Genomic DNA, 13,857 nt, shown 5'->3' on the forward strand with positions numbered 1-13,857 from the left:
GTCCCCCGAGGACGCGGGGCCACTCCCGTTATGCCGCTCTCTCCCGCATGGCCGTGCCTGCCGCCGCGATCCGGATTTCCGACCGCTGTGTCGTGCCGTTGACCGTCACCGCGAGCGTGACGGTCCCCGGGCGCAGCGCGGTGAGCTTGCCGGTGGCCGGGTCGTAGGACGCCGCGTGGCGGCGGCCGGCGTCGTCCGGGGCGCCGATGTGCAGGTTCGGCGAGCCGGTCCAGTCCGCGCTCATCGGGAAGGCGACCGGGACCAGACGGGCGGCGCCCTGCGTGACGGTCGCCGCCACGGGAGCGCTGCGCCCGGGGGCCAGCTCCACCGGGGCGTCGAGCGTCAGGGCGTCGACATGCGCTCGGGTCTGTACGGACACCCAGTCGGGGCCGCCCGCCCAGGGCCGCAGCCGCGCCGCGGTCTGTTCGGTGCGCGAGACCGTGTCGACGCCGACCAGTGACCAGCCGGTGAAGCCGCCCTCGTCCGCCGGGCCCGCCGGTGACTTGCCGGAGTTTCCGTTGATCAGGTACGGCACGCCGTCCACCTGGGCGGCGTGGAAGACCCCGACGTGGCTGCCGATGAGGCCCGCTCCCTTGCCCGTCGTACGGCGGAACCCGGTGAGCCACTGTTCGATCAGCGCGGCCTCCTTGCGGTCGCCCAGCTGGCTGCCCTTCTGGGCGGTCGGGTCGCGTGGCGGGACGTGCTCGATGAGCATGACCGAGCTGATGGTGCGGTCCCTGGCCGCCGACTCGAGTTGGGCGCGCAGCTGCTGGATCTGTGCGAAGCCCCCGCCGCGCAGGCTCAGACTGGAGGTGTCGAGGGTGATGAAGCGGGTGCCCTCGTGGTCGAACGTGCGCTGCGCCGGGCCGAATTCGGTGACGAAGTTGTCGATCCGGCCGCCCATCACCTCATGGTTGCCCGGCACGTAGTACCAGGGCAGGGCGTCCCCCAGCTCCTCGGTCAGGATGCGGCGGGCGAAGGCGAGGTCCGCGGCGGATCCCTCGTCGACGAGGTCTCCGTTGATGACGAGGAAGTCGGGTTTCGCCGCCTTGATCTCGCGCAGAGTACGGCGTGCCTGCGCCACGATGGCGCTGTCCGGGTCGCGGGCGACGAACTGCGCGTCGGACATCACCGCGAACTGCCAGTCCCTGGACCCGGTTTGCGCCGCGGTGTCGATCAGCGGGTCCCGAGGTGTCGGCTGCTTCGGGAGTTCGACGGTGGGCGGCACCTGCGCGGTCAGGTCGTCGATGACGATCGCGCCGGTGTACTGCTGGGTGGCGGCGGTCTCCGCCAGGTAGAAGCGGTGCACCTTGAGCGACATCGCCGCGCCCGGCGGGACCGCGAAGGTCACCTGACGCCAGCCGGTCCAGGTGATGAACGGTCCGCGCAGCAACTGGTCGGAGCCCGCTGCGTCCTTGATGTGCAGGGTCGGCCAGGCGCCCTTGCCGTCGCCCTTGATCCACACCGTGAAGGATTGCGGCTGCCCCTCGACCACGATGGGCCGGGGCGGGTTGGCGTAGGCGGCGCGCGTCGCGGTCGACTGGGTGAAGTCGTAGCCGAGTTTCAGCCCGGTGCCGGTGTGTCCTTCGGGGGTCGCGGTGACCGAGCCGCTCGCGCGGGCCTGGCTGAAGGTCCAGGAGGCCGCGTCGCCGAAGGCGGAGACGGCCTGTTCGGCGAGGCCGACGCTGACGGCCAGCGCGGTGGTGACGCCCCCGGCCTTGGCTTTGATACGTCCCGCGCCGCTGCCGCTGCGCGAGGTCACGGTGAAGGAGCCCCGGCCGTCGTCCCGGATGTCGAACAGCGCACGGTCGTAGTCGAGCGTCACATCGCGCGGCTCGACGGGCGCGCTGTTGCCGTGGGCGTCGAGCCCCACGATGCCGAAGGTGCCGCTCGCCGTCGCGTCCGCGAGGCCGACGCGCCGGGTGGTCGGTTCGATCCGGGCAAGGTCGTCGAGCACGGTCAGCCGGATGCTGCCGCGGGCGGGACCACGCAGCGCGCGTACGTCCGTGGTGCCGCCGCGGCGCGCGGTGAACAGCCCGCGGTTGTCGACCCGGCCGACCTCGGTACGTACGGCCTGCCAGTGCGGGGTCCCCGCGGCCGGACCGTAGGTCTCGTCGTGCCCCGCCGCGGTGATCTGCCGGGACAGGCCGGGGAAGACCCGCTCGGGGTGGCCGCCCTTCACGGGGTCGACGGTCGGCGCGGAACCGGCGGGCGTGCGGGTCTCGACCCAGAAGCCGCGCAGCCGGCCGGTGCCGTCGGGGGCGGTCAGGGCCAGGCCGTTGGGTACGGTGCGTTCGCTGCCGTCGGAGGGGCTGTTCTCCAGGTGGAGTGCGTCGTTGCCCGGCTCGCGGGCGACGAGGGTCGAGGAGCCGCCGCCGTCGAGATTCAGTGCGCTGTGCGCCCCGGTGCGCTTCATCATGAGGCCGAGTTCGGTGAGGGTGACCCCGCCGCTGTCGGCCTGCCGGCCGTCGACGGTCATCACGTGCATGTCGCGGCCGTCCTTGGAGAAGCCGACGGCGGTGCGGGGCGCGGCGGTGTTGTTGCCCTGGCCGTCGTGGTTCTGCGCGACGCCGTCGACGACAAGCAGTTCGCGTCCGCCGACCGCGGTGCGCGGCACGGGTCCGCTGTCGGCGCGCGGCCGGTATTCCGTGGCCACCGGGTCGCCGGGCCTGAGCGCGCGGAGCACCGCCGCCCCGGCCTCGCGGCCGACGAGGACCGTGGTGCCCTCGGGGACGGGTCCGGCGCCGGGCCGGTCCGCCACCGAGACGACCTTGCCGTCTCGTACGGCGGCCTCGGCGACCGGAGTCGCGTCGTCCACGGTCAACGCCCGATCGGCCTCGCCCCAGCCCGAGGTGTACGCCCCCACTCCCCCGCTCGGAACATTCGCCGCGTTGTAGGCGGCCAGCGGGTGGGTGCCGGCCGGGACGGTGAGCGTACCGTCGAAGTACAGCTCCAGGACGCGCCCGGCGACCCCCGGTCCGATGCCGACGGCGCGGTTGGCGCCCGCGGACGGGGAGTGGACGACCTTGCCGTCCTTGATGCCGGGGCCCTGCGGGGCGCCGGTCTGGTTGATGTCGAAGAAGTCGGCGTTGACGGCGGCGACAGTGCGGCGGCCGGCGCCCGGCCGGTGAGCGGCGGCGAGCTCGGAGACCGTGCGGCGGTCGGCGACCTTGCCGGAGTGCAGATAGTCGGTGCGTACGCCGCGGTCGTCGAGGTCGACGGAAAGCGCGTCGACCCGCAGCCACTTGTCGGATTCGAGCCGGTCGTACGAGTCGAGGCGGACGCCCGGGGCCACCGGGCGGGCGCTGCGCGCGGTCCCGATGCCGTCGCCGTCGGCGACGGATCTGGGGCTGCCGGGGGCGGAGCGGGCCGGTGGTGGTGCGACCGGTCTGAGGATCTCGGCGGAGTTCCGGGGTCGGGGATCGGGGGTGGAGTCGCTGACGGCGGGTGACACGGCTCCCACGGTCAGCGCGGTCACCGTCGCGAGCAGCACGACGGGCCGGCCCACTCGGCCAAGGTCCACAAGTCCTCCTGGAGGAATGCTGGTTGGTCGCGAAAGCACTGTCGGCGGACAGCGTCTCTGCGTTCCTACCCACTCACCAGGGGGTGGGGGCGACCGTGCGGCGAACAGTAGGCACCGTAGCCGGTGGCCGGGTGTATGAACCGTTACGACGCCGGGCCCGCCGGATCGGCGCGTCCGGGTGAACGCCGGGAACTGCTCGGGAGGCGGGGCGGGGAGAATGGGCAGGTGAACTCCTACTACCGCGTGCTCGGCCCCGCCCAGGTGCTGCGTCCGGACGGCACCGGGGTCCCGGTCGGCGGGGCCCGTCTGCGGGCGCTGCGGACCGCGCCGGCCGCGGGCGGCGGGCGGGCGGCGCGGACCCAGGAGCTCGTCGACCGGGTCTGGGGCGAGGAGGAGGCACCGCCCGCCGACGATGCCGCGGCGTTGTTCCAGCGCCTCGTCCAGCAGCGCTGCCGCCTCGGGCCCGGCGGCGTGGGCAGGACCCGCCTGTCACTGGAGGCCGCCGCGACGGCCGCGCGGGCGTGGCCCGACGGGGTGTGGGTGGCCTAGCTCGCGTCCGTACGGGACGGGGCAACCGTGCCTGAGTCGGTGCTGAGCGCGCTCGGCGCACGCGAACCGGTGGCGGTACGCGGCCCGGCCACGCCGGGGCCCAGGATCCGCTGGAGCGGCTGGTGGAGCACTGCGGTGCGCGGCGGATGCTGCTCGCGCTCGACAACTGTGAGCAAGTCGCCGACTCCGTACCCGGGTTGACGCAGGCGGTCCTCACCCGATGTCCGGGGGTGAGTGTGCTGACCGCCAGCCGGGAGCCCCTGGGGGCGACCGGCGAACGGGTGCGGACGGTGGAGCCGCTGCCGCAGGAGGTGGCGCTGCGACTGCTGGCCGAGCGGGGCGCCGCCGCGAGCCCCGGGTTCCACACCGACGACGCCCCGGCCGCCTGCGCGGAGATCTGCCGCAGGCTGGACGGGCTGCCCCTGGCCGTGGAATTGGCCGCGGCCCGGCTGCGCGCGCTCACCCCGCGCCAGATCGCGGACCGTCTCGACGACCGTTTCCGGCTGGTCGATGGTCTGCCGGGTGGCGGACGCAGGACCGCGCTGCCGAGGCAGCAGACGCGGCGCGTACGACCACCACACTTCGATGCCCGAGTGCTTCGGCTTCCACCAGTACCGGCCGGAGGCCGAGGCGGAGATCCGTCGGCGTGCCGGGGACGAGGTGCGGGCGGCGCTCGACGAGCGGAGTTACGAACACGCGTACGCGCGGGGCGCCGACCTCTCCCTCCAGGAGGCCGGCGCGGGCGTGACCCGCACTCCCCCCCCGGGTGACAACGCGGGTACGCCGGGAGTGGGGCTGGGACACGCCTAGCGCCGGCCTTCGTTCCCGGGGTCCTGGGGCCCGTCGTCCCCGTGGAGCGACTCGTCCGGGGTTTGCCAGGAGTCGGACCGGGGCTGCGGCTCCTGCGGGGGCATCGGCCTTTCGGCGGTGCGCCTGCTGCCCCACCAGAAGGCGCCGAGGAGCAGCGCGACAACCACGATGCCGACCAGGGCCCACAGGACTGCGGGGAACGCTCCGGCGGCCAAGTGAACGACCGGCTCACTGCTCAAGGTGCTCATGCCGTGCTCGTACCACATGATCAGGTCCGCATATCGGCCCGGGTGCCGGGCCGCTCGAATGGCGTACGTGGGGCACGATGTTCGGCACGTGTGCTCCCCGACCGAACGGAAGCGGTCTCACCATGTCACCAGGCCCCGCCGACCCCACGGCGCTCCACCCCATGCCGGACCAGCCGCGGGTGGTCCTGCTGAAGCCCCTGGTGAAGTCCCCGCTGATCGACGTCGGGGAGTTCTCGTACTTCGACGACCCGGACGAGCCGACCGCGTTCGAGACCCGCAATGTGCTCTACCACTACGGGCCGGAGAGACTCGTCATCGGGAAGTTCTGCGCGCTGGGCACCGGCGTGCGCTTCCTCATGAACGGCGCCAACCACCGGATGGACGGGCCTTCGACATTCCCGTTCCCCATTATGGGAGGCTCCTGGGCCGAGCACTTCGATCTGATCACGGGGCTGCCCGGCCGCGGCGACACCGTCGTCGGCAACGACGTCTGGTTCGGCCACAGCACCATGGTGATGCCCGGTGTCCACATCGGGCACGGCGCGATCATCGCCTCCGGCTCCGTGGTGGTCGACGACGTGCCCGACTACGGCATCGTGGGCGGCAATCCGGCCAGGCTGATCCGCACCCGCTACGACGAGTCCGACGTAGCCCGCCTACTGGCCGTCGCCTGGTGGGACTGGCCCATGGAACACCTCACGCGGCACATGCGCACCATCATGTCCGGCAGCGTCGACGCCCTGGTGGAGGCAGCTCCGGACCCCCTCTAGCCACTTCGGAGCACTGGTTTCTCCCGTCCTGTGTACGTGATCTCGCCGCGCCCCTTACGGTTGTGACGCACCGTCCAGGACAGGCACGCGCCACCGGGGCCCCGCGGCCCCGGTGGACCGTCGACCCAGTGGAGGAGCGGCCACCGTGACCGCCCATACGCACCGGATGACCGCCCACAAGCACCGTCGCCCCCGGCGGCACCTGACGCACCGTCGCCCCCGGCGCCATCTCCTGCCGGCCACGCTGGCTCTCGTCTCGGTGTCGTTCCTCCTCGCCTGGCTCACCCCCACATCGGGCGCTTCCGTCGCCTCCCAGGACGCCTGCCGCACGACCGGGGACAGCATGCCGGTCGGCGACTGCGGGCCTTTCCGGCAGATCTTCGCCGAGAACTTCAACGGGGACACGGTGCCGCTCGGTTCGTTCAGCGACTGCGACCACTACGCCGACACCCGCGACGCGTACTGCGCGGGCCTCGAAGGCAAGTACCGGGAGGACTGGTGGGCGTACCCGGCGGCCTGGCGGGACACCGCGACGTCCGGGGCCGACGGCAACTCCGTGCGGTCGGTCGGCGGCGCATACCACCCCGAGGACACCCTCAGTGTGGGTCCCGCCGACAATGGCGACGGCCGGATGAACATCCGCATGTGGCGGCCCGAGGACGGCGGCCCGGTGCATGCCGCGGCCGTCGTGCCGAAGAAGCTCATGGAGCAGACGTACGGAAAGTTCAGCGAGCGGTTCCGGGTGGTCGACGCCGCGCCCGGCTACAAGTCGGCGCACCTCTGGTACGGCAACGGCTGCGAGATGGACTTCCCCGAGCAGAACTGGACCGACGAAATCCTCGCGTTCACCCACCCCTGCGACGGCGGGCAGCAGGACGTGTTCACCACCGGCGCCCGGTGGACGGACTGGCACACCACATCCGTGGAGTGGACGCCCGACGAGGTCAGGTACTACCTCGACGGTGAACTCGTCGGCTCCAGTACCCGCGGCACCCCGTCGGAGCCGCTGTCCTGGATCCTGCAGAACGAGAGCGCACTGTACGGTCCGCCCGCCGAGCCCGGCTCCTCGGCGCAGCTCGACATGACCTGGGTCGCCGGGTACGCCTACGAGGGCCCGCGCTGATCCGGCCCGGGGCGTTCGGCCGGGCGCGCGCGTCGAACGGCAGCGCCTCCGGTCGACATTGCGTTGCCTCCCGGTGGCGCACCCCCCTACGGTCCCGATCATGTTGCCTGTGGTGGAGACGGACGAGGAGTGGGACGCGATCGTCCCCGAAGATGGTGATGGGCCCGGGGGCGGCGGACCTCAGTACCCGCTTCGGGCTCGGCGGGGACCGCTGACCCGTTTCCCCGAGGGGTCGCAGCCGGTCTACGCGGTCGGTGACGAGCATGTGCTCAAGCTGTTCCCGGGGCCGCCGCACAGGACGGGACCGCCGAAGGGCGGGTTCTGACGTTCCTTCAGGGACGACTCCGCATCCCCACCCGCGGGCGCGGGACTTCGGCCCGTACGAGAACGGCTGGCAGTACGTCCAGTGACGGGCAGGACGGGTCCTGGCGCGTGGGGGACGCACGGTCCCAGCCCCAGTCCCAGCCCGTGCAGTCCGGGCCCGTACAGTCCCAGTCCGCGCGGGTGGGCCGTCACCTTGTGCATGTCGACTCCACCGGGGCCGGAGCCCATTTCGTCCTGCCCGGCCCCTCGGGCCGGTGACACGGCCGACCGCATCGGGTTCGGGGCCGTCCTCGTGAGGGGTTGTCGGGACCATCGAGCCCCCGAGCATCCGCCGATGCCCGGGGGCTGGTGCGCGTCAGCCGTTGCGGCCGGCGCCGACCTCTCCGACGCCCGGGATTCCGACGCCCTCGATGCCCGCACCCGCGTCATCGGCGTCCCCGGCATCCTCTGCTCCGGCGTTGGCGGCGCCGGCGTCACCCGCCCCGGCGTTTCCGGCGTCCTCGCCACCGGCCCCGGCGTTAGCGGTGCCCGCGTCACCGGCACCAGCGTTAGCGGCGCCCGCGTCACCGGCTTCCCCTGCGTCCCCGTTGCCGCCCGCACCCGCACCGATCTCGGCGCCGACTGCGGCCAGCGCCGTCGTCACGGGCTGGAAGAACGTCTCGCCGCCCGCGGTGCAGTCCCCACTGCCACCCGAGGTGAGACCGAGCGCGCTCCCGTCCTGGGTGAAGAGCGCGCCACCGCTGTCGCCCGGTTCGGCGCAGACATCGGTCTGGACAAGGCCGGTGACGGTGCCTTCGGGGTAGTTCACAGTCGCGTTGAGCCCGGTGACCTCTCCGTCGTTCAGCCCGGTGGTGCTGCCCATGCGGGACACCTGCTGGCCGACCGCCGCGTCGGCCGCCTGGGTGATCTCCACGGTCTGTCCCCCGCCCACATCGACCGCGCTCGGCGCCTCGACGGCCGGGTCGTCGTACGTCACGAGCGCGAAGTCGCCGTCGCCCGGGAAGGTGGCGGCCTGGACCGTACCGATGGGCGCGCCGTCCTGGGCGTCCGACCACTGGTCGGCGGCGACACCGCAGTGACCCGCGGTCAGGAAGCCGGGCCGACCGTCCTGAGTGGTGACATTGAATCCGAGGGAGCAGCGTGCGCCGCCGCCGAAAATGGCGTCCCCGCCTTCCAGGAAGGGCTTGAACTCCCCCGTGGACTTCTGGATTCGGGCCGTGTCGGCGCCCAGTGATTCGACGGCCGACTCAAGTCTGTTCCACCGGTCGCCGGTAACCGTGCGGTCCGCCGTGACCAGGACCTGATTGGTCCTGGGGTCGACGGCCCAGGCCGTTCCCGGGATGGTGGCCCGGCTGGTCAGGGTGCGGGTGGCGGATGTCAGGCGGTCGGTGCTGTTCTGCACGCTCCGCGCGACCGCCCCGGCCTTCTTCACCTCGACGTTCACCTCGTTGTCGTTGCCCACGACGTTGACGATGACCTGCTGCTTCTCGGCGTCGTAGTACGCCCCGCCATAGGCCTCGCCGAGCTGCGGGGCCAGCTTCTCGATGAGCCCAGCCACCGATGCGGCGCTCATCACCCTGGGCGCCGGGTCCGACGCCGCGTCGTCCTCGGTCTGCGAGGCGTTGGCGTTGGGCAGCAGGATGGCCGCTGCCGCGACGCCCACCGCCCCGGCTCCTGCGAGAATGGCCTTCCGCTTGGGTATTCGCCTGTGACTCAACTCGTCGCCTCCTACAGGGGACATGGAGCCCGGTTGCCGACGGAAACCGGGGGGACGCGTCCGCCCCCTGGTACGGGCGGTGCGAGAGTTGTGTTCACCGTTTGCGCGCACGAAAATCCCTGACCTGGCGTCAGGAGGTGTCGGGGCCGGTACCGGCCCGGCCTCACCGCTCGGGCACGTACGCCTTCGCCGTGTTCTCCGCCGCCGCGGTCGCCACCGGTGCCAAGGCGCCCGACGCCTCGTGGGCAACGCCCCAGGCGCGGCTGCTGAGGGTCATGAATTCCCCGGCCTGCGGGGTCGACTGCCAGTCGGGGCCGAAGGACTCGCCGCGCAGATGCGCGTACAGGCCGCGCAGTGCGAGGTCCCAACCGAACCCGACGGCTCCGGGTCCGAACTCGCCCCACATCTTGGGGCCGACGGTCGCGACGTGGTCCGAGCTCGAAGACTGTCCGGTCATCGCTCTCCGGATCCGGGGACAGCCGCACCTCGACCTCGCTGATGTCGCTCTCCGCGACCTCGCCGTACAACCAGCTCACCTTCAGCAGCCGGGGCGGTTCGCCGCGCAGCACCGTCCCGCCGGCGTTGCCCTCCAGCCGGTACGTGCCGCCGACGCTCAGCTCACCGGTGACCGGCAGCAGCCAGCTCCCAATGCGCCCGGCGTCGGTGCAGGCGTCCCGCACCTCGGTGGCCGGGGCATCGTGCGTACGCCGTAGCAGTACGCTCCTGACCTCGCCCGCCTCCGTCCGCCGGTCCCTCACCTCTCGGTGGACGAGCTGGATCCGGTCGTTGAAGTCGGCCACCTTCGCCTCCTCCTCTTCGCTCTTGTGGTCGCGGAACCCGGTCGGCGCAATGAGGCACAGTTTCCGGGGCGGTCGGTCCGGGCCCCAGTCAGCACGGCAGAACGTAGTGCCGGGGCCCGTCACTGCCCGGCTCTCTGCGATGGCGTCGTGCTTTCCCCGCGCGCAGACTTGACGGCATGTCGGGCAAGCGAAGCGCGGGACTCCTCCTCTTCCGGATGTCGGAGGCGGGGACCGAGGTGCTCATCGGTCACATGGGCGGTCCGTTCTGGGCCGGCCGCGATGCCGGGGCCTGGTCAATTCCCAAGGGCGAGTACGGGCCCGGGGAGCAGCCCGAGGCGGCTGCCCGTCGGGAGTTCACGGAGGAACTCGGTCTGCCGGTGCCCGACGGGGAGCGGATTCCGCTCGGCGAGTCCCTTCAGGCGGGCGGCAAGACCGTCACCATCTGGGCGATGGAGGCGGATCTCGACATTGGCCGGGCCGTCTTCGGGACGTTCGGCATGGAGTGGCCGCGGGGATCGGGGGTGCTGCGTGAGTTCCCGGAGCTCGACCGGGTCGCCTGGTGCACACCGAGCAGCGCCCAGGACCGGCTCGTCACCGGCCAGCGCGTATTCCTCGACCGACTCGCCTCCCGTATACAGGACAACCGTCCCCCGCCACCGCCCCCATGAACCGCGCCCGGAAGGAACCTTGAGTGCACCACCGGACACAGCTCCTCGCTGTCCTCGGCGCCACATTGCTCGCCACCGCCGCACTGCCCGCCACCGCACTGCCCCCTGTCACCCGGCCCGCCGAGGCAGGGTCCACCCGGCCCGCCGAGGCGGGGTCCACCCGGCCCGCCGAGGCGGGGTCCGTCGGTGCGGACGCGCTGCTCGCCAAGGTCAGGAGCTGCTCTCAGATCTCGAAGGGCAGATACCGGTCCGACGAGGGTTCCAAGGCCGATGTCCCCGTGTGCGGCAAGAACGGCGCGGTGTTCTTCAAGGCCGACATGGACATCGACTGCGACGGCCAGGTCACCGCGCGGTGCAACAAGAAGACCGACCGCTGGTTCCAGGGCGCGACCGCCTTCCAGCAGTCCGACGGCAAACCGCTGAACTCGGAGAAGCTGCCGTTCGTCGTCGTGCCGGGAGCAAGCGGCATCTGGAATCACCGGGCGTCGGGCATCCGCGGCGGCGCCGTCGCCGCCGTCGTCTACCGCGGCCGGGTGCGGTACGCCGTCGTCGGCGACACCGGCCCCAGCCGCATCATCGGTGAGGCGTCGTACGCGGCGGCACGGTCCCTGGGCATCGCCCCCCACCCGACGAACGGCGGCACCGCGTCGGGGGTCACGTACATCCTCTTCAAGAACTCGAAGGTCTCCCCCATCGAGAGCAACAGCGCCGCGACCGCGCGCGGCGAGGCGCTGGCGAAACAGTTCATCCGGAACAACTAAGGGCTGTCCCGCAATCCCTGGCAGGCGCACGACGACAGCTACGGCACCTCGCCGCGTTGTCGGAACGCCCGAATACGTCCAGTATGCGAACGTCCCTCCGCCTTGCGATGCACCGCATCTGACGCCGTGCGCTGATCCACCAGGGATTACGGGACAGCCCTTAGCCGACGGATTCCGGATTCAGGAGCCTTTCAGTTGCGTGGGCTTTCAAGAGACCGGATGCCGATCCTGTCCGTGAGGCTGGCCGCCGAGCGCGGCGGCGGCCTTCGCGGTCAACAGCACCATGCTGACGGCCGAACTCGCCCCGCCCGTCGACGTCACCCTGAAGTGGACGGGCGAGGCCCGGGGCGAGGCCGGCCGCATCGTCGAGTTCGCGACGGATCCGGCAGGCCCGTACACGATTCTGGAGTACCTGGCTCCGGGCACCCGGACTTACCGGCACCCCGATCTCATGCCCCTGACGCCGTTCCACTATCGCCTTCGCCCCTACTACGGGCCGGCCTCGCCACCGGTCGAAGTCGCGCTGCCCCCAGGGGAACTGACGGGGATGGACCAGCAGGACGACCACGAGTGGGCGCCTCCGCGCACGGTCCGGGGCAAGAACGTGTCCGCGCATCCCGTGCGGAGCGCGGGCTCCGCACCGAGCGGCCTCAAAGCGACCGTCGAGCACGTTAACGGCCTCAAGTTCACCTGGACCGACCACGCCTCCGACGAGGCGGGCTATCTGCTGGAGACCAAACCGGCGGGCAGCCGGACATTCCGGCCGACCGGCGTCCTGGACCCGGATATCAATTCCTTCGGGCTGATCACTCTGCCGAACGAAAAGAATGCTTCCTACCGGGTCCGCGCAATCACCTACGGAAAGCAGTCCAACGTGGTCCACCTGAAAACCGGAAAGGACCAGTAACAGCCTTTATGACCCGGCGAGTTCGCGTGCCGTCGCCATGTCGCTGAACGGGATCAGCTGCTCCCCGACGATCTGGTACGGCTCGCTGCCCTTGCCCGCGATCAGCACGGTGTCCTCGGGCCCGGCCGCGGACAGCGCGAAGGCGATCGCCTCACGGCGGTCGGCGAACCGCTCGAAGCGGGTGCCGGTCGCCGTGAGGCCCGGGACGATCTGATCCAGGATCGCCTCGGGGTCCTCGTCCCGGGGGTTGTCCGAGGTGAGCACGCACAGGTCGGAGTGGGTACCGGCGATCTCGCCCATCTGGGCGCGCTTGGTTACGTCCCGGTCCCCACCGCAGCCGAAGACGGTGACGACCCGGCCCTTGGCGAAGCCGCGGATCGCGGTCAGGACCTTCTCCAGCGAGTCCGGGGAGTGCGCGTAGTCCACGATCACCGAGGTGCCCGCCGGGGTCTCGTAGCGCTCCAGGCGCCCCGGGACCGGCGGCATCCGGTCGAGCGCGGCGACGAGTCCCACGAGGTCGTGTCCCAGGAGGTGGCAGGCCGCCACGGTGGCCAGCGCGTTGGAGACCGAGAAGCGGCCGGGTACCGGAATCGCCGCCGGGTATTTGCGACCGTCGTGGTGGAGGGTGAAGCGCGTGCCGAAGCCGTCCATGTCGAGGTCGGTCGCGCGGTAGTCGGCGGGTGAGTCGACGCCGTAGGTGGTCACCCGGCCGGGCATCGTCGCGACGATCCCGGCGCCCACCGAGTCGTCGGCGTTGACCACGGCACGCTCGCAAAGGCCCTCGAACAGGCGCAGTTTGGCGTCCCGGTAGTTCTCCATGGTGCCGTGGTCGTCCAGGTGGTCCTGGGTCAGGTTGGTGAAGATTCCGACATCGATGAACGAGTGGTCGATGCGGTGGTTCAGCAGGCCCATCGAGGTGGCTTCGAGCACGACGGTGCTCGCCCTGCGGTCGCGCATGTGCCCCAACAGGTACTGGAAGTCGGGTGATTCGGGGGTGCTCAGCACCGACCTCGGCATCGGGATCACATCGTCCCCGATCCGGCTGCCGGCCGTGCCGATGACGCCGACCACGGCGGACTCGGCGATCCGCAGGACCGACTCGACCATGTAGGACACGGAGGTCTTCCCGTTGGTGCCGGTGACGGCCACCATGTCCAACTGCCGTCCGGGCTCGCCGTAGTAGCGAGAGGCGACGGCCGCGGCCGCTGTCCTGGTGTTCGGGACCCGGACGACACAGACGCCGGTGTCCGACGCCCACGACGGCGCGGGGTGGTCCGAAGCGCCTTCGACGAGTACGGCCGCCGCGCCACGTGCGAGAGCGGGCCCGACAGCCTCCGGGCCTCCCTCGCGGTGTCCGGGGACGGCGACGAACAGGGATCCCGGCGACACCCGGTGGGCGTCGAAACAGGTTCCCGCGGTGATCATCGTCTCCGGATCCCCCTGGAGCACCTCGTGGTCGTGGCCGGCCAGCAACTCGCTCAACTTCACAGGGGTCCTCTCGGAGGGAACGGACGACAGCCGGCCGTCCGGCGGTCGTCAAGGGCGGCGCCCGGGGGCGCCGAAGAAGGTCGTGCAAGGGGTGCGCGGTCGTGCGTACGGGGCCGGGACACAGCGGATCGGCCCGGAGGCAGAGATATTGCGGACGTTACTACGGCGC

Annotated in this window: 12 protein-coding genes and 1 pseudogene; 8 read left to right on the forward strand and 5 right to left on the reverse strand. The window is 71.6% G+C overall.

The genetic code is table 11. The annotated features are described in order from the left end of the window. Positions 1-28: 28 nt before the first annotated feature. The gene (locus tag QMK30_RS00660; RefSeq protein ID WP_283515102.1) at positions 29-3,523 is read right to left on the reverse strand and encodes a phosphodiester glycosidase family protein; all 3,495 of its coding nucleotides are present in this window, start codon (positions 3,521-3,523) and stop codon (positions 29-31) included. 192 nt (positions 3,524-3,715) lie between these two features. Here QMK30_RS00660 and QMK30_RS00665 point away from each other — a divergent pair. Further along, positions 3,716-4,638, forward strand: a pseudogene (locus tag QMK30_RS00665) (ATP-binding protein); the annotation flags it as partial. After that, a complete protein-coding gene (locus QMK30_RS00670; RefSeq protein WP_283515234.1) occupies positions 4,595-4,882 on the forward strand; it encodes a hypothetical protein in 288 nt (95 codons plus the stop codon). The pseudogene QMK30_RS00665 and the gene QMK30_RS00670, both read left to right, overlap by 44 nt. Here the strand turns inward: QMK30_RS00670 and QMK30_RS00675 are convergent. Further along, entirely contained in the window at positions 4,879-5,130 is a 252-nt protein-coding gene (locus QMK30_RS00675) for a DUF6479 family protein (protein ID WP_283515103.1), read from the reverse strand. The genes QMK30_RS00670 and QMK30_RS00675 overlap by 4 nt on opposite strands. A 122-nt stretch (positions 5,131-5,252) precedes the next feature. Between QMK30_RS00675 and QMK30_RS00680 the strand changes: the two genes are divergently transcribed. From QMK30_RS00680 to QMK30_RS00690, 3 genes are all read left to right on the forward strand, one after another. Beyond that, on the forward strand, positions 5,253-5,900 hold the full coding sequence (locus QMK30_RS00680) for a CatB-related O-acetyltransferase (protein WP_283515104.1): 648 nt from the start codon (positions 5,253-5,255) through the stop codon (positions 5,898-5,900). Positions 5,901-6,045: 145 nt separating this feature from the next. Then, positions 6,046-7,023, forward strand: a complete 978-nt coding sequence (locus QMK30_RS00685) for a glycoside hydrolase family 16 protein (RefSeq protein WP_283515105.1) — start codon at positions 6,046-6,048, stop codon at positions 7,021-7,023. Between the two features lie 100 nt (positions 7,024-7,123). Next, positions 7,124-7,348 carry a hypothetical protein gene (locus QMK30_RS00690; protein WP_283515106.1) on the forward strand — a complete coding sequence of 75 codons (225 nt, stop codon included), beginning with the start codon at positions 7,124-7,126 and terminating at the stop codon, positions 7,346-7,348. 354 nt (positions 7,349-7,702) lie between these two features. On the opposite strand, the gene QMK30_RS00695 is transcribed toward QMK30_RS00690, so the two are convergent. Then, on the reverse strand, positions 7,703-9,064 hold the full coding sequence (locus tag QMK30_RS00695; RefSeq protein WP_283515107.1) for a S1 family peptidase: 1,362 nt from the start codon (positions 9,062-9,064) through the stop codon (positions 7,703-7,705). A 163-nt stretch (positions 9,065-9,227) separates the two neighbouring features. Beyond that, the gene (locus QMK30_RS00700; protein WP_283515108.1) at positions 9,228-9,521 is read right to left on the reverse strand and encodes an SRPBCC family protein; all 294 of its coding nucleotides are present in this window, start codon (positions 9,519-9,521) and stop codon (positions 9,228-9,230) included. A 519-nt stretch (positions 9,522-10,040) separates the two neighbouring features. On the opposite strand from QMK30_RS00700, the gene QMK30_RS00705 reads away from it, so the two are divergent. The 3 genes from QMK30_RS00705 (at position 10,041) to QMK30_RS00715 (ending at position 12,200) form a co-directional block, all read left to right on the forward strand. Further along, positions 10,041-10,532 (forward strand): NUDIX hydrolase, encoded by a 492-nt coding sequence (locus QMK30_RS00705; protein WP_283515109.1) that lies wholly within the window; start codon positions 10,041-10,043, stop codon positions 10,530-10,532. Between the two features lie 23 nt (positions 10,533-10,555). Next, complete coding sequence (locus QMK30_RS00710; protein WP_283515110.1) at positions 10,556-11,293, forward strand: glycoside hydrolase family 75 protein; 738 nt, start codon at positions 10,556-10,558, stop codon at positions 11,291-11,293. 283 nt (positions 11,294-11,576) lie between these two features. Further along, positions 11,577-12,200 (forward strand): fibronectin type III domain-containing protein, encoded by a 624-nt coding sequence (locus tag QMK30_RS00715; protein WP_283515111.1) that lies wholly within the window; start codon positions 11,577-11,579, stop codon positions 12,198-12,200. Between the two features lie 6 nt (positions 12,201-12,206). On the opposite strand, the gene QMK30_RS00720 is transcribed toward QMK30_RS00715, so the two are convergent. Continuing rightward, positions 12,207-13,688 (reverse strand): UDP-N-acetylmuramoyl-L-alanyl-D-glutamate--2,6-diaminopimelate ligase, encoded by a 1,482-nt coding sequence (locus tag QMK30_RS00720; protein WP_283515112.1) that lies wholly within the window; start codon positions 13,686-13,688, stop codon positions 12,207-12,209. Positions 13,689-13,857: the final 169 nt, after the last annotated feature.

It is taken from the genome of Streptomyces sp. H27-C3 (genome assembly GCF_030063415.1).
GTDB lineage: Bacteria > Actinomycetota > Actinomycetes > Streptomycetales > Streptomycetaceae > Streptomyces.

Bases quoted from the DNA above. Each gene is read 5' to 3' on its own strand.
- QMK30_RS00705 (WP_283515109.1), top strand. From the start codon at position 10,041: ATGTCGGGCAAGCGAAGCGCGGGACTCCTCCTCTTCCGGATGTCGGAG.
- QMK30_RS00680 (WP_283515104.1), top strand. From the start codon at position 5,253: ATGTCACCAGGCCCCGCCGACCCCACGGCGCTCCACCCCATGCCGGAC.
- QMK30_RS00690 (WP_283515106.1), top strand. From the start codon at position 7,124: ATGTTGCCTGTGGTGGAGACGGACGAGGAGTGGGACGCGATCGTCCCC.
- QMK30_RS00700 (WP_283515108.1), bottom strand. From the start codon at position 9,521: ATGACCGGACAGTCTTCGAGCTCGGACCACGTCGCGACCGTCGGCCCC.
- QMK30_RS00715 (WP_283515111.1), top strand. From the start codon at position 11,577: ATGCTGACGGCCGAACTCGCCCCGCCCGTCGACGTCACCCTGAAGTGG.
- QMK30_RS00675 (WP_283515103.1), bottom strand. From the start codon at position 5,130: ATGAGCACCTTGAGCAGTGAGCCGGTCGTTCACTTGGCCGCCGGAGCG.